This is a genomic window from Ohtaekwangia koreensis (assembly GCF_900167975.1).
In the GTDB taxonomy this organism is placed as follows: domain Bacteria; phylum Bacteroidota; class Bacteroidia; order Cytophagales; family Cyclobacteriaceae; genus Ohtaekwangia; species Ohtaekwangia koreensis.
The window spans coordinates 1,599,849-1,625,699 of the sequence record NZ_FUZU01000001.1; the positions used below are offsets into that span (position 1 = coordinate 1,599,849).

17 protein-coding genes are annotated in these 25,851 nt (G+C 41.8%); 5 read left to right on the forward strand and 12 right to left on the reverse strand.

Annotation, left to right across the window (positions count from 1 at the left end):
* Positions 1-117 precede the first annotated feature (117 nt).
* From egtB to B5Y40_RS06935, 12 genes are all read right to left on the reverse strand, one after another.
* A complete protein-coding gene (gene egtB, locus B5Y40_RS06880; protein ID WP_079685939.1) occupies positions 118-1,281 on the reverse strand; it encodes an ergothioneine biosynthesis protein EgtB in 1,164 nt (387 codons plus the stop codon).
* 39 nt (positions 1,282-1,320) lie between these two features.
* On the reverse strand, positions 1,321-2,331 hold the full coding sequence (locus B5Y40_RS06885; protein ID WP_079685940.1) for an L-histidine N(alpha)-methyltransferase: 1,011 nt from the start codon (positions 2,329-2,331) through the stop codon (positions 1,321-1,323).
* Between the two features lie 12 nt (positions 2,332-2,343).
* A complete protein-coding gene (locus B5Y40_RS06890; RefSeq protein ID WP_079685941.1) occupies positions 2,344-3,312 on the reverse strand; it encodes a zinc-binding alcohol dehydrogenase family protein in 969 nt (322 codons plus the stop codon).
* Between the two features lie 22 nt (positions 3,313-3,334).
* The gene (locus B5Y40_RS06895; RefSeq protein WP_079685942.1) at positions 3,335-3,724 is read right to left on the reverse strand and encodes a YybH family protein; all 390 of its coding nucleotides are present in this window, start codon (positions 3,722-3,724) and stop codon (positions 3,335-3,337) included.
* A gap of 104 nt (positions 3,725-3,828) precedes the next feature.
* Complete coding sequence (locus tag B5Y40_RS06900) at positions 3,829-4,455, reverse strand: Crp/Fnr family transcriptional regulator (RefSeq protein ID WP_079685943.1); 627 nt, start codon at positions 4,453-4,455, stop codon at positions 3,829-3,831.
* Positions 4,456-4,526: 71 nt separating this feature from the next.
* Entirely contained in the window at positions 4,527-5,723 is a 1,197-nt protein-coding gene (locus B5Y40_RS06905; RefSeq protein ID WP_079685944.1) for a nucleotidyltransferase family protein, read from the reverse strand.
* Positions 5,723-7,357 (reverse strand): ABC transporter ATP-binding protein, encoded by a 1,635-nt coding sequence (locus B5Y40_RS06910; RefSeq protein ID WP_079685945.1) that lies wholly within the window; start codon positions 7,355-7,357, stop codon positions 5,723-5,725. The genes B5Y40_RS06905 and B5Y40_RS06910 overlap by 1 nt, the downstream gene beginning before the upstream one ends.
* Positions 7,354-8,037 (reverse strand): glycosyltransferase family A protein, encoded by a 684-nt coding sequence (locus B5Y40_RS06915; protein WP_079685946.1) that lies wholly within the window; start codon positions 8,035-8,037, stop codon positions 7,354-7,356. Before B5Y40_RS06915 ends, B5Y40_RS06910 begins: the two co-directional genes overlap by 4 nt.
* Complete coding sequence (locus tag B5Y40_RS06920) at positions 8,021-8,743, reverse strand: glycosyltransferase family 2 protein (RefSeq protein WP_079685947.1); 723 nt, start codon at positions 8,741-8,743, stop codon at positions 8,021-8,023. Before B5Y40_RS06920 ends, B5Y40_RS06915 begins: the two co-directional genes overlap by 17 nt.
* Complete coding sequence (locus B5Y40_RS06925) at positions 8,740-9,774, reverse strand: hypothetical protein (RefSeq protein ID WP_079685948.1); 1,035 nt, start codon at positions 9,772-9,774, stop codon at positions 8,740-8,742. The genes B5Y40_RS06920 and B5Y40_RS06925 overlap by 4 nt, the downstream gene beginning before the upstream one ends.
* Positions 9,771-10,151 (reverse strand): PqqD family protein, encoded by a 381-nt coding sequence (locus tag B5Y40_RS06930; protein ID WP_079685949.1) that lies wholly within the window; start codon positions 10,149-10,151, stop codon positions 9,771-9,773. Before B5Y40_RS06930 ends, B5Y40_RS06925 begins: the two co-directional genes overlap by 4 nt.
* A gap of 299 nt (positions 10,152-10,450) precedes the next feature.
* Positions 10,451-11,926 carry an RICIN domain-containing protein gene (locus B5Y40_RS06935; RefSeq protein WP_079685950.1) on the reverse strand — a complete coding sequence of 492 codons (1,476 nt, stop codon included), beginning with the start codon at positions 11,924-11,926 and terminating at the stop codon, positions 10,451-10,453.
* A 404-nt stretch (positions 11,927-12,330) separates the two neighbouring features.
* On the opposite strand from B5Y40_RS06935, the gene B5Y40_RS06940 reads away from it, so the two are divergent.
* The 5 genes from B5Y40_RS06940 to B5Y40_RS06960 all read left to right on the forward strand — a co-directional run bounded on the left by B5Y40_RS06940 (position 12,331) and on the right by B5Y40_RS06960 (position 25,810).
* On the forward strand, positions 12,331-16,521 hold the full coding sequence (locus tag B5Y40_RS06940) for a hybrid sensor histidine kinase/response regulator transcription factor (protein ID WP_079685951.1): 4,191 nt from the start codon (positions 12,331-12,333) through the stop codon (positions 16,519-16,521).
* A 311-nt stretch (positions 16,522-16,832) separates the two neighbouring features.
* Positions 16,833-19,955, forward strand: coding sequence for a SusC/RagA family TonB-linked outer membrane protein (locus B5Y40_RS06945; protein WP_079685952.1), 3,123 nt, complete (start codon positions 16,833-16,835; stop codon positions 19,953-19,955).
* 12 nt (positions 19,956-19,967) lie between these two features.
* Positions 19,968-21,647: a RagB/SusD family nutrient uptake outer membrane protein gene (locus B5Y40_RS06950; RefSeq protein WP_245840487.1), complete on the forward strand. Its 1,680-nt coding sequence runs from the start codon at positions 19,968-19,970 to the stop codon at positions 21,645-21,647.
* A gap of 137 nt (positions 21,648-21,784) precedes the next feature.
* A complete protein-coding gene (locus B5Y40_RS06955) occupies positions 21,785-23,338 on the forward strand; it encodes a glycoside hydrolase (protein ID WP_079685954.1) in 1,554 nt (517 codons plus the stop codon).
* 39 nt (positions 23,339-23,377) lie between these two features.
* Positions 23,378-25,810 (forward strand): glycoside hydrolase family 2 TIM barrel-domain containing protein, encoded by a 2,433-nt coding sequence (locus B5Y40_RS06960; RefSeq protein WP_079685955.1) that lies wholly within the window; start codon positions 23,378-23,380, stop codon positions 25,808-25,810.
* Positions 25,811-25,851: the final 41 nt, after the last annotated feature.

Genomic DNA, 25,851 nt, shown 5'->3' on the forward strand with positions numbered 1-25,851 from the left:
ATTTACAATGCTTTAAATATAGCCTTATACTTTTTAGTATACGGCTATATTTATTGTTGGACTGCCACTGGCTTTATATAAGTCTATAAATAGAAAATCTATTTATAGTATATCGTTCTATTCGGCAAGTCTTATCCCTGTGAATTGCCATTGATGTGGTGCATGGAAAAAATTACGATATGTATTTCGGCTATGTCCGTCAGGCGTTGCTACGGAAGCACCACGTAGTACCATCTGGTTAACCATAAACTTGCCGTTATATTCTCCAATAGCACCAGCCGCTTTTTTAAATCCGGGATACGGTAAGTAAGCACTGCCTGTCCATTCCCAGCGTTGACCCCAATCAAAATTCGGTGATGCAATTTCCCATTCCGCTTCTGTTGGCAATCGTTTCCCTTTCCACGAGGCGAATGCAGATGCTTCATAGAAACTCACATGACATACAGGCTCATTCAAATCTATATGCTTGAGACCTTTAAATGTATAGTACATCCAAGCTCCGTCTATAAAATGCCAATATAATGGCGCATTAACCTTATTGGTCTTTACCCAGTCCCAACCCTCAGCATGCCAGTATCTGAAATCTCTATATCCTCCATCGTGGATAAAATCCAGGTACTCGCGATTACTTGCCAACGTTGAGGTAATGGTATAATCATCCAGGTAAACTTTGTGACACCCGCACTCATTGTCAAAACAGAAGCCATCACCTTTGAATCCAATCTCATAAATACCAGCAGGTATAGGTATAACCTTTGGTGTCTCGTTGTTGGTAGCAGGTTTCGTAAATTCGTGATCTACACTATACGCAGGGAATAAGGGGTTATGACCCAGTATATACTTTATATCAGTATAGAGTAATTCCTGATGCTGTTGCTCGTGATGCAAACCGAGGATAATGGTACCGCGTAGTGGCTCATCAATAGAAGTATTACTGAGAAAATGTTCCATCTGTTCGTCAATATATTTTCTATACCGAAAAACTTCGGAAACCGATGGGCGGCTCAGGTTGCCACGATCCGTGCGAATAACACGCGCACCCACCGTTTCATAATAACTGTTAAATACAAAGTTATACTGATTATCAAACTCGCGGTAATCACTTGCGAATGGTTTAAGTATGAATGTCTCAAAGAACCATGTGGTATGGCCTAAATGCCATTTGGGCGGACTCACGTCAACAATGGGTTGAACGACATAATCTTCATTGCCAAGAGGAGAACATATGCGCTCGGATTGCAAGCGTATGCGTTTATATTGATGGAGTAAATCGTTATTCATGAGTGACTCTCGGGATTCGAATTATATATATAGTATGGATCATTGCGCTATCCATACGCTATCGATAAACCAACGTTTTGGATCTGTGAAATTGGTAATCATACTAAAGCCGGAATGGCTTGCGAGTTTCTCAATCTCTTTGAGACTATATTTTTGAGATACTTCCATATAGATCCATTCACCTTCGCTGAACGATATGGATGTGCCACTCACGATGACCGTTTGCTTTATATTGCTAACCAGGTAACTTTTACACGCACCGGTTTCAGGATCGTATGTTTGATAATGTGTAAACCGGTGAAGATCAAAGTTGCCTTCCAGTTCTGTATTGATTCGCTCCAGGAGGTTGAGATTGAAATCACGGGTGATTCCCCCTTTATCATTATAGGCGTCTAATATAGTGTGTGGGTTTTTCTTTAAGTCAAAACCCATCAATACTATATCGCCCGGCTGCAGCATGCTTCTTAGATCCTTACAAAAAAACTGCGCTTCTTTCGCAGACATATTGCCGATGTTTGCTCCCAGGAATAAAATAACCTTTCGATTGTCCGAAATCTTCGTTGCTTCTCGGAGCATATCGAAGTATTCACCTTCCAGGGAAACAAGGTTTAATCCTTGCAAATCTGAGAGACTTGTTTCGAGTTGAGAGAGTATATTTCCCGATATATCAACCGGTAGATATCTGAATTCTATTTTTCTGTCAAGCAATTCACGTATCAGGTATTTTGATTTTATACCATCGCCCACTCCAAGTTCGATCAGATCGAAAGATTGTGCCCTTGCATTTGTGATGGCAGCTATGAGACTAGATGTCTGATCACGAAATATTTCGAGCTCACAACGTGTCAGGTAATATTCCGGACAGTTCATGATCTGCTGAAATAGAGCATCGCCCTTTGTATCATAAAAATACTTTGAGCTCAAATGTTTAGGGTAAGATTGTAATCCTCCCAGGACATCTTCCCGGAAACACAGAACGCGATGTTCCTCTGTTTGTACTATATCTTGCTGAAGGCTGTATGCATGAGCGGATTGTTGTATGTCTATCATTTTTTTTGCGTTTTAAGGAACGATAACAATTTTCCCGGAAGCCGTATTGCTTTCCATCAGTTTATGTGCTTCCATAATTTCATTCAATGTAAATACACGACTCACATTCAAATTAATTTTCCCGGCCTCGGCATCTTGAATAAATTCCTGAAAGTGAGCAGCCTCTATTTTTATTAGTCCGCTGTCATACACCGTAAGGTTTACAGTAGGTGGTATATATTCCATGGGAGCAAACTCCTTTAGTGACCATTGCTCTGAAAGCATCCCCGTCATACATACGGCTCCGCCCAACTTCGCGCATTGTAGCGAGTCTTGCAAAGTAGATATACCTATAAGTTCGAGTACTTTATCAACTCCCTCCGGAAGTATATTTCGTAGATTGAGGGCTACCTTTCCATCATCGATCAAAACTTCATCAGCTCCGTTTTGCAGGAGTAACTTTTTCTTTTCTGAATTTCGTGTTGTAGCGATAACTGTTAGTCCACTATTTTTTGCGAGCTGTGTTGCCAGCATTCCAATGGACGAGGTGCCTCCTCTAATCAGTAATGTTTCGCCTTTTGTTATCTTCAACGCCAGATGAAGCGAGCCGTACGTTGTCTGAAACATTTCGGGAAATGCACCAAGTTGTTCCCACGGTAAGTGACTCTTAAATGGAAATATAATAGAGTGTGGTAGTAAAGTATATTCTGCATAGCTTCCATCATATAGTCTTCCCATTTCTCCCATGGCAGCTGCAACCTGTTGCCCCTTTTTTAATATACCTAAAGGGTCGGACTCCACTTCACCGACACATTCTATTCCTAGTATTCGCGGGAACTTAACGTTGGGAGAAAATCCTTTGCGTGTCATTATTTCAGACCGATTGAGACCGAATGCCTTTACTTTAATCAACACCTGACCGGGCCAGGCTGTTGGTATAGGTCTTTCTTCTATAGTAAAGTTCTCCGGGTCACCGGGTTTATATAGCACGGCGGCTTTCATGTTATTGGTGGTGATTATTGAGCTATTTATGCATGTCGTTGAATATATAGCGGTATATCTTCCAGAGGTTTTGTTCTTTCCGTAAAACGAAAAGATCGCGACTTGTTTTCGTTACACCTTTTTCTTCTTCCAAATTACGGACTGTTGTAGTGGATGTTGATTGTACAAAAGCGAACTCACCGTTCGCCACTACATCTTTTATTTCAAAGACAATCGAGAAATGGTTGTTTTTTAGAAATGTACCTGACTTGGAAATTAGGTGGTGCTTGTTAATGGTACGATAGTGGTTCGGGAAGAAAAGCCCCTCATCGCTATAAAGATCAATAATCGATTGGGAGTCTGCTGTGTTCAACGCCTTACCATATTCATCGATCAACGTGTTGATGGCTTGTGTTTCGTCTTGAGTGCTCATACTTATTTTGATTGGAGATCGAAACAAAGTTGAGCAGTTCGTATCGACTTGCCCTATAAACAAGTTTAAGAAATACCCTTAACATTGTTTAAGGGTAACGATGACTAATCTTTGGAGGACAGGCCTTTTCGGATCTTGCTCAGGAACTCTGGCGTAACGCCGAGGTATGATGCTATTTGCGTAGAAGGGAGCCGATTGGACAGATGAGGGTACTGCTCAAGGAAAGCTATATAGCGTTCTTCGGCTGTAGAACTAATATTTTGAAGCACACGATTTTGTAACTCCACAAATTTGTTTTCAATAATTACCCGGAAGTTGCGGTCAAACATGTGGTAATGTGTATAGAGGTGTGTCAAGTCTTTCCGTTCGATCTGGAGAATGTGTGAGGGTTCGATAGCTTCTATAAACAGTTTGCTCGGTTTTTGAGAAAAGAAGCTTCCAACGTCGGTGATCCAATCATTTTCAGCGGCAAACTGTATATTATACTCAACTCCTTTTTTATCTACGCCAAACATTCTGAAACATCCACTAATAACAAATGTATAGTGCTTGCATATATCACCTTCCTGTAAAATAAATTGCCTTCTCCGGATCTTTCGCTCTTGCATCCGCTCACGCAATTCGTTTTTCTCTTTCTCCTTTAGCGGTATTATGCTTTTGAAGTATTGAAATAAACTATTAAACGCAGCCTCAGAATTTAACGCAATGCTTTTGCCAGGTGTAGTATCCATTTGCTTCTACCCTCAATTAAGTAATCTCAAGTTGGTTAAGATATAATAAAATAGCGAATATATTTCTACTTCTAGAACCTTCTTGTGACTACGGTTTTATCGGGAGATTTAAATTTATCAATGACTACTTGCGTTGTACGATATGCTAATTTAAGAATTGATTGTGCACCCCATTGATATTTGTACGTATTGAGAAGAAGTTTCCCTTTTTCTACAATGGAAACCTTCACTAGATTTAATAGCAGTAGTCGAAGCTTAAAAAGTTTATAACCGTTGCCAACATCGGGAGTGGTAAGCAAACTGAAATATTTAGCTTCTTTACTTTCGAGGGAATAATTCTGCAGCGCTGCCAAAACATGTTCTGGTATAACACAAAACCCTTCTTGATTCAGATGTTCCAGTAAGACCTTCCCGGGAATTTGTAAATTATTTTCGTGCACTATATCTATAACTATCTTCCAGTCAAAGTTGGGTGTATTTCGAATGATATACGTTGTGTCGGCAATGGCGCGAAGTACTGTGTCGCCTCCTATATCATAGCCATGAATAAGGGCACTGATCAATTGATGTTCCGGACGCAACATTTTATGTCCTGGTTTATACGTCACGGCCCCATTCCAGAAACTGTTTACAGTATTTTCCGTCAGCGGAAAATCATGAAAACGGATGTGAAGATCAATTTCAAATATATCTTTTACGAAGTGTGTTGCATGTACCAATGTATCTTGTACCGCTTCCGGTATATACATGGCGTCTTTGCTTGTCCATCCTTCTTTTGATAAAACCACCAGTGCTTTAGACCAATGATCAGGGTGGATCATGATGTCAAGATCCAATACAGACCGCGCCCCCAAATCTTTATAGTAAGCCTCAATCATCGGGAAACCTTTAATGACCAGATGTGTTATGCCTTGTGCGTTGAGTATTTCGACAATGCTTTTAAGCTGCTCTTTAATTACCTGGTTTCTCACCCATACGTACCGGTAGTATCCTTTTAGTGAATTGATCAACGGATGATTGACACCGGCTGAAGACATTTTCTTATATAGTAAAGCAAGCAGACGTTGTGATGAAAAGTCAAGTGGATCATATACTTGAGGAAGTATACCAGAAGATTTTTCGCTTGTCAGGTTGCTGAAACCATTTACCGACATCCATTTTTCCCAATGTTGAATCGCTTGATCGTTATCCAGAAGACAAGCTTTTAATAATAAAGTTTGATGCGCGTTGGGTAACGGATTGTAAAAATTCTGTGGTAAAGTATGCATCAGGAGTAAGATGTTTTAAGTTCAATGATGTTATCAGCGAGCGATTGCAATTTTGCAGTGTGCGAGATGATAAGTATAGATGGAGTGTGTGCCTGGTTCTTTAGTGTAGTAGCAATAAGTTCTACTGAGTGCTGATCGAGGTGATTGGTCGGCTCATCCAATATGACGAGTGATGCCTTAGCGAGGAAACATCGGGCTATAGCGATCTTCTGTCGTTGTCCCCCTGAAAGTTTCGCACCCTTCTCACCAATCATGGTATAAAGGCCATCGGGAAGTGATTCAATAAATTCATGCAAACCTGAATTCAGCACAGCCTGTTGTACGGCGGTTATGTCAACCCCGGAAATGCCATATACTATATTATCAAGTATAGTACCTTGAAACGTGGTGTCCTCTTGCAATACCACGGCTATTTTACTTCGCAGGTATTGGATATCCCATGTTGAATAGGGAATACCACTCGCATAGAGGGCACCTTCTTGTGGTTGGTACAATCCGAGTATCAGATTTACCAGCGTACTTTTTCCTGAACCATTTGGACCTACTACCAGCGTTGTTTCCCCGGGGCGCAACGAGAGATTATACTTTTTAAATAATACGAGTTCACCAAAGGAAAAAGTCAGATCCTTACATTCGATTCTTCCGTCAAACTCACCGCGCATTATACCGGTATATATCTCGTCACTTTCTTCTTTTAATATACTGGTACATTGCTGCCATGAATCTGATCCTTCTAAAACAGCGGGGACTGCGTTGCCAATAGTGGTTAAGTATCTTTTTAATAAAAACAGGCAAAAGTAAAATGACATCAGCGTGCCTATAGTCATTTCGCCTTTCATTACTGTATAGCTGCCCCATGCCAGCAATATGATACTGCTGATTGAAAAAATTACTTCTTGATAATTGGACATCTTTATATAGCCGATGGCCATGTTCAGGCTGGAGTCTTCCAACTCGGTTATAATGTCTTTATGGAGATCAGCCTCTTTCTGCTGCGTTGATGAAACTTTGATGAGTTTGTTAAGCTCTAAAAGAAAAAGCGATTTTCGGTGGAAGTTCTCAAATGAAAGTTGAAACTGACGGAGGCTTTTTTTACAGGCGCGCCTTAGTAGCTCCGTAAGCAGTAGTATGAAAGGTGCCACTATAAATAGCAGAAGGCTCATCTGCACATTGAGGATTAGCAGTATAACTGCCAGGCAAAAGCTGATGCATGCAGAAGGTATTATGACTGAAAATATAGCGTTGGCAAAATTATCAAGCTTCTCAGTATCATAAACCAGAACTTTGTGAATCCTGGACAGGTCTGCCTGTTGATAGGAGACATGTGACATGCGGAGTAATTTTGCTGTTAATGAATTACGAATACCGGAGATAGCGCGTTTCGTATGACGTATTATCGTTGCGCGGGTATATATCGAAAAGATACCACTGCAAGCCATCAATGCTATTAACGTTAAAGTCAGCTTTAGTAACAGACTAATGTCTGCGTTGGGGATAGCCTGATCAAAGATGATCTTTACCAAGAAACTTACGGGTATGAGAAGTGCTGATAAAAGAACGGAGAAAAAGACAACGATCCATATTCTTTGATGGAAGGAAGCGATCAGAAAGCGAATAGAACTTAAAATCTTCATTGTTCTTGTTGTCGTCTTCTATCCAAAGCGGCCTTTAATATACGTGGATAGTCCTTTTTTAAATCTTTGTGAACGCGCGATGTATTCGATAGATGTATTCTTCTTTTGGCCACGACTTCCTGTACAACAAACTCATTCAGTTTTTTCTCTTTGGACCGTGCATACCAATCCGTGAACTCTTCTAATAGAAATCCGCCAGCAAATACACCTACGCCCATGAAGGCTTCACGCTTTATCAGCCATGCAGACTTGTGAATGCCGATCATCACCTCAGCGGTGTTTACTTCTATTTTGTTTTTCTCTTCCTCGGATAATTCAGGGCTGACAAATTGTTGCATTAACCCGAAAACCATATCAAGCGAAGGATTTTTTTCAAATGCCTGCAGCTGTACATATAGTCTTTGCGGCATCCATACATCGTCTGCATCAATAAACGCGAGATAGTCTCCGGACGATTGTTCAATGCCCGCATTTAAGGCTGCTGCCGTTCCCGAGTTAGCCTGATAAAAATAATGTACAGGAAAACCAGATACTATATCTTTTGTGCTATCAGTCGAGCCATCGTCTATTACAATAATTTCATGTATAGGTATAGTTTGATCAATAACGCTTCGTAGAGCTTCACCAATGTACTTCCCTGCGTTGTATGCAGGAAGAATAACACTAATCTTTGCCTTCATGGGTGGTAATTGGATTCAATGGATCTCCCGGCTTTTGTCTTCTTCTGTCGAGTGATAACTTCAACGCACGTAACACACCGAGGTCTTTCAAAGTTTTATGCAAGGTCATATTTCCGGGATGAATGCGGTATAAAAGAACTGTCTCATTCAAAATAGTCATGGGAACGTTTGATTCCTTTATGCGAAGTATCCAATCCTGGTCTTCTGAGAAATGAAGCTGTTCGTTAAAATACCCTACGGTATCAAATACTTTTTTGCGAACGATCAATCCTCCCAGCTGAACATTAAAAACAGGTGTGTCAATTTTTATTTGTTCTTTTCTATATTCCGAACCAGGCATATACACATATTCGATCAAGCCGCCAACAACGTCAACGTTTTGATTCTCTTCCAGGAAGGATAGCTGATGTTTTAGTTTAGTCAATGGCCAGTAATCATCAGCGTCTAAGAATGCGATCAGGTCGCCTCGTGCCTGAAGTATACCCGTGTTTCTTGCTTTTGAAGGGCCGCTATGCTGTTGATGAATATACCGTATATCAGGATTATGAAATGCATGTATGATCTCGCTGGTAGCATCTGTAGAACCATCATCCACAATGATAATTTCCCACGCTATATCCGTTACATGTTGTGATACAATACTCTCTATAGCTTCCTGTATATAGGCAGCTCCGTTGTATACCGGCATGATTACAGAGACCATCATAGCACTTGTCTTTTTTGAATAAAAAACTCTGAGATGACCGCAGCTATTTCAGAGGCCTCTGTTCCAAGTTCAATTCTATAGGGCTTCAGTTTTTTAGTTAATGCAATGCATTTTTTAAACGTTTCTGTTTGCCCGGAAGGCAGTTGGAACATAGTCGTGGGAGCAATGCTTTTTAATACTTCAGCTTCCGTGCATTCCACAATGGTGGTCTTATTTGCTTTGCAGACTACAGGGACAAATGCATAGTCAAGCCTGCTTTTTTGCATCACTTTTTCTGTACACGTGTCGTGCATAAATATCATTGCTTTCTCTGCCTCTTTAATATTCCGATCTACCAATGGCTTTAAAAAATCGAGCCTCTCCAGATTATCCCATTCTACTTTAGCACAATTATATAATGAATATAGCATGGATGTCTCGGTGTCAACAAGTACATAATCGTCACCGGCAATTTGCAGATCATCCCTTAACAGGCATGACAAGGTGGTGCTTGATTTGCCGGAGCCACTTTTACCGGAGAGAAGTGCTGAAGAATATTTTTGTGCTATACCGGCAGCGTGCAGTAGGAGGAGGGTTGTATCCCTTGACCACCAATGTAAAATGGTACGAAACGGAAAACTTCGCTCCCAGTAGGGAATATCGTTGAAGTCTTTAACCCAATATATACCTTCTTTTGTATCATGGTCATACATCATCACAGCGCCTGATCCATGCTGGTAGGCCGTTTGAAAGCGAGGTGTATTAAAACCTTCAATAGCACCCTGGACACCATAATTTTGGCCCTGCCATGGAAATGTAGTCAACAATGGACTGTCAAAGCAATATATAGTAATAGCCGCTGAATGCACGTTGTCAATCAGTATATGTGACAACGATGAAAGCATATAGGCTTTTATTTCAGGCCGGGAAAAATGGATCGTCAGGAAACTCTCTGCCAATCGAACATGAACCGCAGAGCGTTGCCGTGTAGATGAACTTGAATATAATGCCTTGAGAGTTTTAAAGAACTGTTCTGGATGCGAAGCGTTCATTCCGCTTTTTTATGAGGCCACCCCGTCTGATCAACTTCATGGATTGGATCCAATAGCAGAAGATCTTTCATGTCGTCATACTTTTTGTATTCAGGACGAACGAATTGCAGATCTATTGTTATTGGTTCCTTCACCGTTACATCCGATGTTGTAATCAGATTCTCTTGCACCAAAAAGGCTATAAATTGGTTGATGGACTCCGAGTCTTTAAACTGTTCAATAACTTCCTGATCGCTATAGCCGGCACCAATCAGCTGCCAGATTGCGATTGCAGATCCTTTAAAGCTATAGTATGCTCCACTAGCCAAATTCACGATAACGGCTTCGTCATTGAAAATCTCACTCACTACTTTATTTGTATCGATGGTATAGGTCATAATCCTTAAAGATAAGGGCGCGAAATTATATACACAAGGCAAAATTTTTCGTGATATTTTACGAGGTGATCCAACCTTCTTTAGCACGCTGCGCAGTATTGGAAATAGGTTTGAAGTAAGAGGAGAAAGCAAAGTGATTGCCTTCGTGTTAATGCCACATCCGGTTTATAATAGTCTGCTTACGAAACTATATCTCAAAAAAATAGAGCTGCCTAAAGAGACAGCCCTATTTTATAATATCGTAAATAACTCAGATGTAGATCATGTGCGTTGCTCGCACATACTACTTTTAGAATTATTTACTGCACAACAACCTGCCACTGCTGATTATTCCCGCCATTCCATGGCCATTGAATAATTGTTGCGCCATTTGCAGTGGAACCCTGATTTACATCCAGTGCACTGCCACTATTTCTGTTGATAATCCGGTAGTAGCCTCCTCCGTTGTCAATGATTTGCCATTGCTGATTATTGCCACCGTTCCAAGGCCATTGAATGATCGGTGCGCCATTTGTTGTTGAACCTTGGTTCACATCCAGTGCATCGCCACTGTTACGATTTGTGATCCTGTGATAGCCATCACCTATATCTACAATACGCCACTGCTGGTTGTTACCACCACTCCATGTCCATTGTATTACACTTGCACCATCGGTAGTAGCAGCACCGTTCACATCAAGTACTCTGCTGCTGTTCCGGTTCGTGATGCGATAGTAACTATTAGGTTCAAAGCCACCATATCCCCAACCATAACGGATCCGGGTAACGCCTGAGTTATTGGTTGTCGTGAGCGTAATGTTATTGCCACTTCCTCCGCGTTGTTGAATGCTATAGCTGTCACCATCCCGCAAGCCAGGCCAGTATACACTTGCAATCTGACTGTTTCTGAATTTGTTGGTAGACCCTTGGATATAGGCGATTTCATTGTCGCCATTGGCGACACCAGTATAATTTTTCCCAGTAGTCATCGCTGCACCATACTCGGTTACAACGGTACGGCTGGCGTAATTGCCAATGCGATTTTGCCAGTCTTGTTCCCACTGTGCAGCAGTAGCATGTGTAGTCCAGAAAGCATAGTTATGCAACGCGAGCAGACAATTACTGAAACGGCTATCAGCACCTACAGCAGTAACATTTTCAGAATAGCCGGTTCCTCCCAGAAGAATTCTTCCGTGTGGTACAGAAGGATAACGCGAAAGCCACTCAGCATAGATCGTGGTTAACTCAGACAAACTATATCCATGTGGTTCATTGAATACTTCGAAGTATACATTTGCATTATTGCCATATTTATTTACGATGGTTTGCCACATACTCCAAAATTGCGTGGTGTTATCAATACGCCCATCACGCGAAGAAGCGCTTTCCCAGCAGGCGAGAATCACCTTCATGTTTTTACTGAGTGCTGCATCCATGGCACCGGTATAAGCGCTCCACCAGGATTCCAGTACGCTGTTCGGATTAACTGGTAGGCGTACCGTGTTAACACCCGCCATGTTTGTTTGAAAGGCTGTGAGAATAGAATTCGCTTTAGCCTGAACTGTAGAATAATTATCAGAGGACGTCAGTCCGGATGGAATTACCCAGCCGTCAACAAAGTTATCCCGGCCATCGGCCCAGTTTACACCAGCAATGCTACCGGCACCAAGACGTTTGTCCTGGTTATTGACAACCTCGGGAGCCACCGCCCTGGTGGTCGTAATTTCTTCTTCCTGGCTGCATCCGCAGACCATCGCCAACGATATGGCTACTGCATAACTTACATGTTTGATCATAAATTAAAGGTTTTGGTTGTTTGACTTAATTACTCATACAACCTACCCATTGAAATTCATCTTAAACGGGGATATATGCGGAATTAGTAGGGGTTAAATCGTTTGCATAAAAATTATTGCTCAGATATCAACGGACAAGGCTGTAGACACTTAAGTAATTCAGAATTCCATGCTACACGGAACGCTTTCTTGTAAATATTCCGGACCGAAAACGATTTAATCTTCAATTGCCCCCTACGGTTTACACAAATCCCCCCATGTAAAGCATGTCGCGTTACGGTTATTTGAGCTCTTGTCGTGTGTTAAAACTTCTTTCTGTTAAAAGACTCACATTTTTGTTGTAACAGACTGGATTGAGAAGGTTAAACAACATTGATTTGAGATTACGTTAACTTCAGGGGACAATGGATCCGGATTCCAAGAAACTACAACTTCCACGCATTTTTTTACAATCCCTGATAGGGCTCACGTTGTTATTTGCTACCACGGCCGTTGCGCAGCAGGAACCTAAAAGCCGTATCAAACGATACAGTATTAAAGACGGACTCTCCCAAGGTGTTGTCAATAGTATAACACAAGACGATCAAGGGCTAATGTGGTTTGCCACCGAAGATGGATTGAATCGTTTTGATGGTTATTCATTTAAAGTTTTTAAGTACGATCCGGATAATAGTAGAGGACTTGCTGATAATTTTATTCAGAGTGTATTCAAAGATTCCGAAGGATCGTTTTGGGTTTCATCCCGAAAGGGTCTGCATCAGTTCGATCAGCTAAAGGAACAATTTCCACTATACAAACATTCTTTTCCTGCAGGAAGTAATGACCCTAATAATGATGTGAGCTTCATTGCGGAAGGAAGCGCCAAAAACCTATGGATCGCTTGGTATGGTGCGGGCTTCGCTTCCTTTAATAAGGAGACAAAAATATTTACACCCTATACTGATCGTACACTTCGTGAGTTGAGCAGCACACAAACCCTTACGTTACATGAAGACAAATTTGGATTGCTTTGGGTTGGCACACAAAACAGAGGTATAGATGTTTTTAAGGTAAGCAAAGGGACCATTGTTAAGAAGCACGAAAATCTTTCGGATAAAAAACTTCTCCCATCACTCAATATTCGTTGCTTTGCCGAAGACCTGGCTGGTAACCTATGGATCGGTACAGCCAACGGTCTGGTACTATATAAACGGCAAGAGAATCGGTTCTACACCTTCAACGCAAAACGTTTCGGTATAGCCGGTAAGAGTATATTTACATTGCTTGCCGACAGTCATGAAAACCTGTGGATCGGTGTACAGGGAGGAGGACTATATTCCCTCGATCTTCGCCAGCTGAACAGTCACTCTCTTGATGATGTAATTTTTAATCACATCGAAACTCTGGACGACTATAACATTTCCAAACGAACTATACTTTCCTTATATGAAGATAAGGATAAGAACCTCTGGATCGGAACTTTTGGTGATGGTATATATATGATCAGCAGTGTTAAAGAGAAATTCTTTAAGATTCAAACCAAACAATATACAAACGCATCGTTAAGCTTTGTACAGTATTACGGCATGTGTTATGATCAGGATGGTAACTTATGGCTTGGCACAGATGGCGATGGTATATATAAATCGCGTGTAACAGGCGAAGTTGTAAAACACTATAAAGCCGATAATAAAAAAGGAAGCCTCACGGACAATGCTATACTCAGCGCCCTTCGTGATCATGACGATAATTTATGGTTTGGTACATATTCGCAGGGGATTTTCAAATATGATACACACAGCGATACGTTTATCAATTACCGTTATTCCGGAGATCAGTCTTTAGCAGGAGGTAATGATGTACGTGTCATTTTTGAAGATTCGAAGCATAACCTGTGGGTGGGTACCAATCGCGGTGGATTATGTTTGCTGGACGAAGCCAGTCACACATACAAGAGTATACCAGGAGCACAAGGTATATTACGAGATGGTGACATTCGTGCAATTGCCGAAGATAAATCGGGAAGTCTGTGGATTGGTTGCTATGGTGACGGCCTTCATTATTTTGATCCGGCTTCAAAAAAATCAGAACGGTACTTCCATACGTCAGAGAAAGATGAACAGCTCAAGAGCAACGTTGTCTTTGCTTTGAGCATTGATCGAAAAGGTAAAGTATGGATTGGTACAGGAGGAGGAGGGCTGGTATATTATGATCCTGTCGCAAAGAGTATAAAGCGATACAGCGATAAAGATGGCCTTGCTAATAATACGATCTACGCCATCTTAATAGACAACTCTGATAATTTGTGGGTCAGTACCAACAAGGGTATCTCCAAGTATGAATCTGTTAAAGGACAATTTTATAACTACGATGTGAATGATGGTTTGCAGGATGGTCAATATAATCCGGGCTCAGCCTTGTATAATGATATAGCAGGGTATATGTGCTTTGGCGGAACAACGGCACTGAATGTTTTTTACCCCGATCAGGTCATCGAACATTTAAAGAAACCGAAAGTAATGATCTCCGGGTTTCAACTCTTTAATAAACCGGTTGAAGTAAACAGCAAGAATGAAAATGATTTTGAATTAAATCAGGTCATAAGCCAAACAAAAAAAATTACACTGACACATCGGCAATCTGTGTTCACTTTTGATTTCGTTGGATTAAACTATAGCTATCCTGAAAAAAATAAATATGCCTATAAACTGGATGGACTCGATCGTGATTGGAACTATGTAGGGAACCAGCGTTCTGCTACATATCGTTACCTGGAGCCGGGTAAGTATACATTTAAAGTAAAGGCTTCGAATGAAGATAACATCTGGAGTGATGAATATGCAAGTATAGCCATTACAATCCTGCCACCATTTTGGCGGACACCTTTCGCATATTTTTTATATGTGCTGGTGGTCGGTGGATTATGTTTGGCCGTAGTAGCTGTGAGGCGGAAGCAAGCGACATTACGCAAGCGTCTGAAAATTGAGAAAGCACAACGTAAGCGTGAGCGCCAATTGGTACAGGAGAAACTTAGTTTCTTCACGGAGATCTCGCATGAATTCCGTACACCTCTTACGTTAATGATTGGACCATTGGAGGAAATGGTTTCCCGCGAAGGCAGTTATACGCCAACGGGCCGGAAATTAAAAATGGTAAATCGCAATGCGCATAAATTGCTAAGTCTGATCAATAAGCTGCTGGATTATCGCAAGATAGAAAGCGGAAACATTGTGTTAAAGGTTAAGGAAGATGATATCGTGACCTTTGTAGAGGAGATCTATATCACGTTTAAAGAGCTTGCCATTCGTAAAAATATAGTATTCAATTTCCATCCTGAAGAAGCATCACTATTGGTATGGTTTGATAAGGAAAAATTGGAGATGGTGTTGAATAATATAATTTCTAATTCTTTTAAATATATAGGGAAGGGAAACGAGATCACGATTTCAATTCACAAACAGGTCTCTGAAAAATCGCCGCAAGGCAAAGTCTCCATTAAGATTAAAGACAACGGTATAGGTATACCCAGGAAACAACTTGGGAGTATATTTGACTGGTTTTATAAAGGAGATAGCTCCGGCCCGATGAGTTCGGGCATTGGCCTTGCGCTCGCAAAGAAACTGGTGCACCTGCACAAGGGTGATATCTTTGTTGAAAGCACAGAAGGAAGTGGTTCAACGTTCAGTATTAAAATTCCATTGGGGAAGGATCACTTTAAACCCAATGAGATTATCATTGATACGAGTGAAGATACGTTCCTGTTGAATGGGAGCGGAGCAAGAGGTGCTCATATTGCTGACCTAGTAACGGAAGATGGAGAGGATGATACTACAGGAAGAAAAGGACAACGCAGTTTGTTGATTGTGGAGGATGATGAAGACATCCGGATGTTCCTGAAAGAATATTTTGAGAAGAATTATAGAGTACTTGAAGCAAATCATGGTAAGGAAGGATTAGCGCTTACAGCCGAGCATCATGTTGATCTAATTATTAGCGATATCATGATGCCTGAAATGAATGGTATAGATTTTTGCAAGGAGTTGAAAAGTAATATTCGTACCAGCCATATACCCATCATTTTACTAACCGCAAAGACATCACTCACACATCATAAAGAAGGAATTGAAATTGGTGCTGACGCATACATCACGAAACCGTTTAGCCCCGAGATGCTCGCGCTAACCATGAACAACCTGTTACAGTCGCGCGAAAATCTGAAACGTTTTTACCGGAACTTGTTCAGTGCCAACACAACGATAACGGCCCCGGAATCTCATTCGCCAGATGAAAAATTCCTCCATTCCATTTACGATATTTTTAAAGCTAACCTCGACCACCCCGACTTTAATGTAAATGAGCTTTGCGAATCGCTCAACATGAGCCGCTCTTTATTATATAAGAAAGTCAAAATGCTTACAGGGCTTTCACCGGTTGAATACCTAAGGTCGTTGCGGATGCAGGAAGCTGCGCAGTTATTGAAGTCCAAAAAGTATAAAGTCTTTGAGGTTGTCTACATGGTTGGGTTCTCGGATTTGAAATATTTCCGCCAGTGTTTTGTGAAAGAATTCGGTTATGCACCCTCGGAATTGCTAAAAAACAACGACAAGACTGATTGACATCTACCCCCCTCATCGCGAACAATTCGTGGAGGGTGAATATTCCCGTGTTTTATTCTTCGAAATGGCTCCGAAAACGATGTTTTAACTCAGAAAAGCCATCCACCCCTCACGAAGTATAAGTTTCCCCCTCATTCTAACAATCGATTTCGACCACCTTTATGCAAAGGTTTGCACCACTTCGGTGCGCCAGTACCACTAGTATTCGACCCTAAACTTAAATGGCATGAAAGCGATTCTCAATTCAGGTTAAGCGTCCCCGTCAATCCTCCGCCTTCGCGGCAAATTCAAGTCCTAACAAAACCGAAATTATGATCATTAAACATTTACCAAGAAAAATTACGGCTCCGTTCATCGTCATGATGATAATGCTCGGATGCCTGCACGCTTCGATTCCACTGTTTGCCCAGTCAGACATTACTGTAAAGGGCAAGATCACATCACAGGATGATGCCTCCGCTTTGCCGGGTGTCAACGTGATTGTAAAAGGAACTTCCATTGGCACCACAACGGATGCTAATGGTGAATTCTCAATTAAGGCTCCTGATCAGAATTCAATCCTCGTGTTCTCATTTATAGGGTATACATCGCAGGAAGCTGTAGTCGGAACGCAAACGAACATAGACGTAGCATTGGTTTCTGATATCGCTACACTCTCTGAAATAGTTGTGGTAGGATACGGTGAGCAGAAAAAAGAAACGCTTACGGGTTCTGTATCGCAGATAAAAGGAGAAGATATAGTAAAGAGTCCTCAGACGAACGTATCCAACTCACTGGCCGGACGCTTCTCCGGTGTTATAGCCAGCAACCGTGGTGGCGAGCCTGGGTATGATGGCAGTAGCTATAACATTCGTGGTTTAGCAACAACTGGTAACAACGATGTACTTGTCGTAATTGATGGTATACCTGGACAGTTGGGAGGTCTCGAACGTTTAAACCCCAATGACATTGAAAGTGTATCTATACTGAAAGATGCTTCGGCTGCAGTATACGGAAGTCGTGCTGCAAACGGTGTTATCCTTGTTACAACGAAGCGTGGTAAAAGTGGTAAGCCCACAGTAAACTATAGCTTTAACCAAGGCTTTTCTTCACCAACACGTTTGCCTGATATGGCAGATGCCGCTACGTATGCTACTATACAAAACGAGATTGACTACTATAATAACAAAGCGGGTGGTATGAATCAGCATTATTCAGAAGCAGAGATTCAGAGATTCCGTGATGGTTCAGATCCGATCAATTATCCCAATACAAACTGGGCGGATGAAACGCTGAAGAAAGTAGCATTGCAGAATCAGCACAATCTATCCATCAATGGTGGATCTTCGGATGTAAAGTATTTTGTGTCGCTTGGTAAAATATACCAGGACGGGCTCTATAAGAACGGAGCTACAAAATACAATCAGTATAGCTTCCGCTCGAACATCGATGCGAATGTTACTAAAGATTTTAAAATTACACTTTCGCTTGCTGGTCGTCAGGAAGATCGTAAGTATCCGATAAGTGGTGCTGGAGATATTTTCCGCTCGATATACCGCGCCTATCCAACAGTTGCTGCACGCTATCCGAATGGTTTTCCATCGAGAGGTGTTGAGGGTAATAACCCTGTATTGATGGCAACTGATATTGGTGGTACAAACGTCAATCCAACCAATGTATTCAACGGGATTTTAAGAGCTAGCTATGCTATACCAAAAATTCAGGGACTCTCGGTTGACGGATTTTATGCTGTTGATAAAACCTGGAATTTCTCAAAAGCCTTCAGTAAGCCATACGCAGTGTATAGTTATAATAGTGCAGACGATAGCTATACCCGTAGTATCTCCGGAGGATCATCAGGTACAGCGAAGCTTACGGAATCGCAGGAGAATAATACAATGATTACCCAGAACATAAAACTGAATTACGAAAAGCAGTTTGGTGATCATTATATCAATTCATTTGTGGCTTATGAACAAAGCCAAACGCATCGTGAAACATTCAATGCAACACGGTTAAGATTCCCAACCATAGAAACGCCTGAACTTTCACAAGGAGGATCAGCAGCCGCTGATCGTGATAATACAGGTTCAAGCTATAATTATACCCGCAGAAGTTATATAGGCCGAATTGCCTACAACTATAAAGAAAAATATCTTGCAGAAGTGCAAATGCGTGTTGATGGATCATCAACGTTCCCAAGTGGTAATCGCTATGGATACTTTCCTGCAGTATCTGCAGGATGGAGAATCTCAGAAGAAGATTGGTTCGCGAACAGTGTTTCATTTATCAATGATTTAAAGATCAGAGCATCTTATGGTCAATTGGGTAATGATAATGTAAATCAATTCCAGTACTTTAATAATTACTCCTTTAATAATACATATGTTTTAGGAACCGATAAGCATCCTGGTATAGATCTCACAAAATTAGCCAATAAGAATATCACGTGGGAAGTGTCCAAAAAAACTGATATAGGTTTAAATGCTACCGTACTGCGGAATTTTACGCTTGAATTTATATACTTCATGCAGGATCGTTCTGATATATTAGCTGTCCGCAATGCATCTATTCCGGGCATATCTGGAATTGTTAATCCATACAATGACAACAGCGCCAATTACAATCCACTCGTGCCTTCTGAAAATATAGGTAAAGTTAAGAGCCGTGGTATTGAAACAACAGTGGGCTATAAGCATCAGGGTGATTTCTGGTATGCGCTTTCAGCCAACATGACGTATGCAAAAAGCGAGATTGTGTTTATTGATGAAGCGCCTTCTGTCCTTGATTACCAACGTCAGACAGGACGTCCATTGAATAGTTACCTGCTCTATAACGCTATAGGTATATTTCGCACAGCAGGTGATCTTGACAGTCATCCACATTTAGCGAACGCACAGCTCGGAGATCTGATCTATGACGATTATAATAACGATGGAAAAATCACGGCCGATGATCAGGTAAGGACCAAATACGGTAACATCCCTCAATTAACCTATGGCCTTAACGTTAGTGCAGGCTGGAAAAACTTTGATATATCTATACTCTTTGCCGGACAAGCCCGCGTGAGTCAATATGTATTGGCGGAATCTGGAACGGTTGGAAACTTTTATAGCACATGGGCAGATAATCGTTGGAGCCCTTCAAATGTAAATGGTAGCTATCCGCGCGTAGATACACGTGCTTCAGCATCCATCAATGGTGGTTCTAATAAAAATAATTTCTGGCTGAACGATGCATCATTCATGCGTCTTAAGAATATAGCGATTGGCTATAATGTGCCAAGTGCGCTGATTTCTAAATTAAGTCTGACAGGTGTGCGGGTATATGCAAACGCATTCAACCTGTTTACCATCACCAAGGTAAAAGACTATGATCCTGAAGGAAGCAGTGAAAGTGGACAATTCTATCCACAGCAGCGCATTATCAACTTGGGTGTAAACATTCAGTTTTAAAAAATGAAGATCATGAGATTTAAATTAACATATATTATCCTCGCAGGTACAATTGGACTTGCTGGTTTAATGACTGGTTGCAATGATGATTTTCTGAATGTAGAGGCAACGGACAGAATATCCGACGACGCTATTACTTCAGATTCTTCTTTATTTGAAGATTTTGTAATCAACCGATACATGGGTACACGTCTACAGGATAAAGAAGCAGAGGGAACTCCTCCTGGTTTTGGTCGTGGGTTTGAATATGCCCTATGGGCATCGCTTACTGATGAAGCTATATATAATAATGATGATAACACATGGGTAGTACAACGCGGACAGCTTGCACCTGAGAATACAGGTATAGCCGGTACGTTGTGGTCGAGAAGTTATCGTAGCATTCGTGAATGTAATTACGCATTGACTCATATTGCCGAAGTCGAAATGAGCCAGGCGCGTAAAGCTATATTGATCGCTGAACTTAAATTCATCCGGGCGTATCGTTATCATGACCTTGTTCGTAATTATGGTTCTGTGGTGCTTGTAGGCGATGCAGTATCCGAACTTAACGATGACCTTACTGCTGACGCGCTTTTCCAGAAATCATCTATTGCTGAAGGGATCAATTATATTGTATCAGAATTAGATCAGGCAGCAGCAGCATTACCGTCAGCTAACAACACATCCACTTGGCTATTGGGTCGTGCTACAAAAGGAGCGGCACTGGCACTAAAGTCACGCATCTTGTTGTATGCAGCCAGTCCGCTGTATAATGCCGGAACATGGCAGCAGGCTGCAGATGCAGCAGAAGAAGTTATGGGAATGGGATATACATTGCACGCTGACTATGAGTCATTGTTTCATACTTCGTCTAGCAGTGAAATTATTTTTGAAAGACTATATGTAGTCGGTGCACGCCACGTATGTCTGGAGATATCAAATGGTCCGAACGGTTACGGTGGATGGGCTGGAAATTCCCCGCTGCAAAACCTGGTGGACGCTTATGAAGTAAAAGAAGATGAAGATACTGCTGTACCATTTGACTGGAGCAATACAACGCATGTAGCTGATCCGTACGCAAATCGTGATTCACGTTTCTATGCAAGTATACTATATAACGGTGCTGAATATAGAGGTCGTGAAATCGAAACCTTCCTCCCTGGAGGCAAGGATAGCAAAGATGGTAAGGACAACTGGAATGCTTCCAAGACAGGATACTACCTGCGTAAGTTTGTAGATGAGAACCTGCCGATGGACAACCCTTGGGATGTTGCTGGTATCCAGCCTTGGATATATATACGTTACGCAGAGATCTTGCTGAACTATGCGGAAGCACAAAACGAAGTAGCAGGTCCGGATGCAAGTGTATATGATGCGATCAATCTGATCCGTCAGCGTGCTGATATGCCTGACCTTCCTGCAGGACTTTCACAGACTGAAATGCGTGAAGCGATTCGTAGAGAACGTCAGGTGGAACTTGCCTTCGAGGAACACCGCTTCTATGATGTGCGCCGTTGGATGATTGCTATGGAAACAGAGAATGAACCAGCGTATGGTATATCGATTACTAAAGATGGAAGCAACCTGACATTCGAGAAAAAGGTTGCTCTTGATGGACGTAAGTTTGAAGAGAAGCACTATTGGCTGCCAATTCCGCGTGCTGAAATTCAGTCTTCCGGAAATAAGCTTCAACAAAGCCCCAACTATTAAAAAGTTATAAGAAGAATACAGGGAACATACGCATGCTCCCTGTATTTTTTTTGTTTTTGTGTTGATCTGGTAGATCAATTAGTATATCTATAGGTATAAGTCTATACCGGTAGTCACACATTTAAAGCAAAGTATTTATGCGCTTGAATTTATTTCTGATCGTGCCGGTAATGATTTTGGGGAGTTGTTCCCGAAATGATTCCAGCGCACCCGTTGTAACCGAAGAGACTCCCGTGGTAACAATTCATGTTACAGAAAAGAAACAAACCATTCGCAATTTTGGAGGATCAGATGCATGGGCTTGTCAATATATAGGGCAGTGGCCTGACGATAAACGAAATCAGGTTGCTGATTGGTTGTTTAGTACAGAGGATGATGCGAACGGTCAGCCGAAAGGTATAGGCCTCTCATTGTGGCGATTCAATATTGGTGCTGGCAGTGCGGCACAAGATAACATCAGTGATGAATGGAGAAGAGCAGAAGGTTTTCTCAAAAGTGATATGACGTATGACTGGTCAAAACAAGCTGGTCAGCAATGGTTTTTACAAGCCGCAAAGCAACGCGGTACGGCACAGTTTGTTGGCTTTGTGAATAGCCCTCCAGTACAACTAACCAGGAATGGTAAAGCTTTTTCAAGTGATGGAGAACATGCCAACATCAGTCCATCACACTATGTAGACTATACCGTTTTTCTTGCAGCGGTTGTAAAACATTTTCAGGAGCAAGGTATAGTTTTGAATTACCTCAGCCCGTTCAACGAGCCACAATGGGATTGGACGGGTAACAACCAGGAGGGTAGCCCCTATACAAACGAAGAAGTATATACCATCACGAAGAAGCTTGATTCTGTTATTACAGCACAAGGCCTCTCTGCAAAAATACAACTGGCAGAAGCTGCTAAAATGAATTATCTCTACGAACTGGCAGACAGACCAACACGTGGAAATCAAATCGAAGATTTTTTTTTACAAAGCTCGCCACGATATGTTGGTAATTTTCCAAATGTAGACAGAGTTATCTCGGCACATAGTTATTTCACATCGGCCCCAATGGAAACCATGGTGCAGGTTCGTAAAGCAGTAAGTGAAAAAACAAAACAGGCATCAGTCCCGTTGGAATTCTGGCAAAGCGAATATTGTATTCTTGGAGATCAGGAGGAAATTCCCGGTGGAGGCAAAGATACGGGCATGACTACGGCACTATATGTAGCACGGCTTATCCATCATGACTTGACCGTTGCCAATGCGTCTGCCTGGCACTGGTGGACTTCACTATCAGCGTATGATTACAAAGACGGGTTGGTATATGTCGAAAAGAATAAAGCCAACGGTGCGATCGAAGATTCCAAATTGTTGTGGGCCTTCGGAAACTATAGCAGGTTCATTCGCCCGGGAGCAGTTCGTGTAGGTATATCTTCAGCGGACACAGACATCAATAACACGAAAGGGTTGATGATATCATCGTACCTTCAAGAAGATAAAGGTAGGCTTGTTACAGTAGCCATCAATTATAGCAATACCGATGCTTCCGTAAAAATCGCGCTGGATAGTAATGCAGTAACATCTTTTAAGCCCTATATTACTTCTGGAAAAGATGGTGAAGACCTGAAACCACTCCCGGTTGTGAGCAGCGATGATGTGATCGTTATTCCCAAGAAGTCCGTTGTAACATTCGTGGGGACTCTGAATTAGAAGTATAGTGTAATAAAAAATAAAATAGATAATATGCACATGAATATAGTGTCTGTAAAGATCACACTTAAATGCATTGCTGTACTGGTTATTTATAGTGTTTTTTCTCTGAATACAAACGGGCAAGATTCCCGTGCAACCCTGTTCAACGCAAATTGGAAATTTCATAAAGGTGATGTTCCGCAAGGAGAAAAAGCGGCCACCAGCGACAATATCTGGAGAACATTAGATCTTCCTCATGACTGGAGTATTGAAGGACCTTTTAGCGATGAATGGGCGAGTGGCACCGGGTATCTTCCTGCTGGTATCGGATGGTATAGGAAGACATTTCCGCTTAGCACTGATCAGCTTGGTAAAAATATATACCTGTATTTTGACGGAGTATATAAGAACAGCGAAGTTTGGATTAATGAACATTACCTTGGCAAGCGTCCGAATGGATATGCCTCGTATTATTATGACATTACAAAGTACCTGAATCAAAGAGGTACCAACCTGGTATCGGTTAAAGTTGATCATACGGACTTTGCAGACTCACGTTGGTATAGCGGATCAGGCATTAACAGGAACGTATACCTTATAGCGACAGAGCCGGTACACATTCCGTTGTGGGGCGTGGCGTTTACTACGCCCACAGTATCTGCCGAAACGGCTTCTGCAAATGTAGTGGTAGGGATAAAGAACACCAGCAAGAGTATAGCAGATGTTCGTGTAGTATCAGAACTGATCGATGCCAATGGTAAGGTAGTAGCACAAGCAGAAAGTAAAGCACAAGCCGCTCCTGATAAAACGAATGAAGCTAAACTTAGCTTCATGGTAAACAAGCCATCGCTGTGGTCAGTTGAAAATCCTGCGCTATATAAACTCCGCACTACGCTCTTTGTGAATAGTAAAAAAACAGATATAGTGACAGAGCAGGTTGGCTTTAGAAATTTTCGCTTCGATGCAGATAAAGGATTTTTTCTGAATGACCAGAATATAAAACTAAAAGGACTATGCATTCATGATGATGCAGGCGCTCTTGGTTCTGCTGTACCGAAAGACGTTTGGGAGCGCAGACTTAAAACCTTGAAGGCTATGGGATGTAATTCTATTCGCATGAGTCACAATCCTCACCAGGATTATCTTTATGATCTTTGCGATCAACTGGGGTTACTGGTACAGGATGAAGCTTTTGATGAATGGGAAATTGGAAAGAACAAGTGGATCAAAGGCTGGAATGTAGGCACGCCTGGTAAAGACGGGTATAGCAAATATTTTAAAGAATGGGCCGATCAGGATTTGCGCGATATGATTTTACGGAATCGGAATCGCACCTGTATAATTATGTGGAGTATAGGGAATGAGATCGACTATCCGAATGATCCCTATACACATGAAGTATTGAATACAGGTAGAAACCCACAGATATACGGCAAAGGATACCAGGCAGGAAATCCTCCTGCAAGTCGTATGGGAGAAATTGCAGCACACCTGGTGCAAGTGGTGAAGCAATATGATACAACGCGACCAGTAACCGCAGCGCTTGCTGGCGTGGTCATGTCAAACTTTACTACCTATCCGGACGCGCTTGATTTAGTAGGCTATAATTACCAGGAGTATCGCTACAGCGATGACCATAAGCAATATCCGAAGCGGATCATCTATGGAAGTGAAAACGGGAAGTCGTATGACGCCTGGACTGCTGTGGAGGATAACGAGCACATTTCGGCACAATATTTATGGACCGGTATAGATTTCATTGGCGAAGCGCGCGTATGGCCTGTCCGTGGCAGCGGCGCAGGATTGGTTGATCTTGCCGGATTTCCGAAGCCCGAGTATTTCTACCGCAAAAGCCTTTGGACAAAAGAGCCAACGGTATATTTAGCGGTATCTAAAATATCGGGTGAACGAAGAGGAAGAGGAGCAGGCTGGGCAGAATCTCATTGGACATGGACGAATGCAGACTCTGTTAATGTACTTTGTTATACCAACACGGAAGAGGCTGAATTATTTCTCAATGGGAAATCGTTAGGTCGCAAGTTGCTGAAGGATGCGCATCAGAAAGTTATAGTATGGAAAACAGTTTATCGGCCAGGCGAACTTACTGTGCGCGGATATACGCAAGGTAAGGAAGCAGGTATATATACTATAAAAACAGCCGGTGAAGCAACCACTCTAAAAACAGTCTCTGATAAGACCATCTTAACGGGCGATCAGGTTGCGCATATTGAAATTGATGTAATCGATCCGGCCGGTATACTGGTAGCGTCTGCAGAAAATGAAATTGAGATCAGAATCGAGGGTCCGGGAAAACTAATCGGACTGGAAAGCGGCAACCTGGCCAGTCATGAAGACTATAAATCAAATAAACGAAAAGCATTTCACGGTAAGTTGCTGGCGTATGTTCAGACAATAAAGCCGGGACCTGTAAAAGTCACTATCTCATCACCGGGATTGAAAACAAGCACAATTGAATTGACAGGAAAATAATGTTTAATGCGGGTTACACTCAGGAGCAGGTGAATTTCATC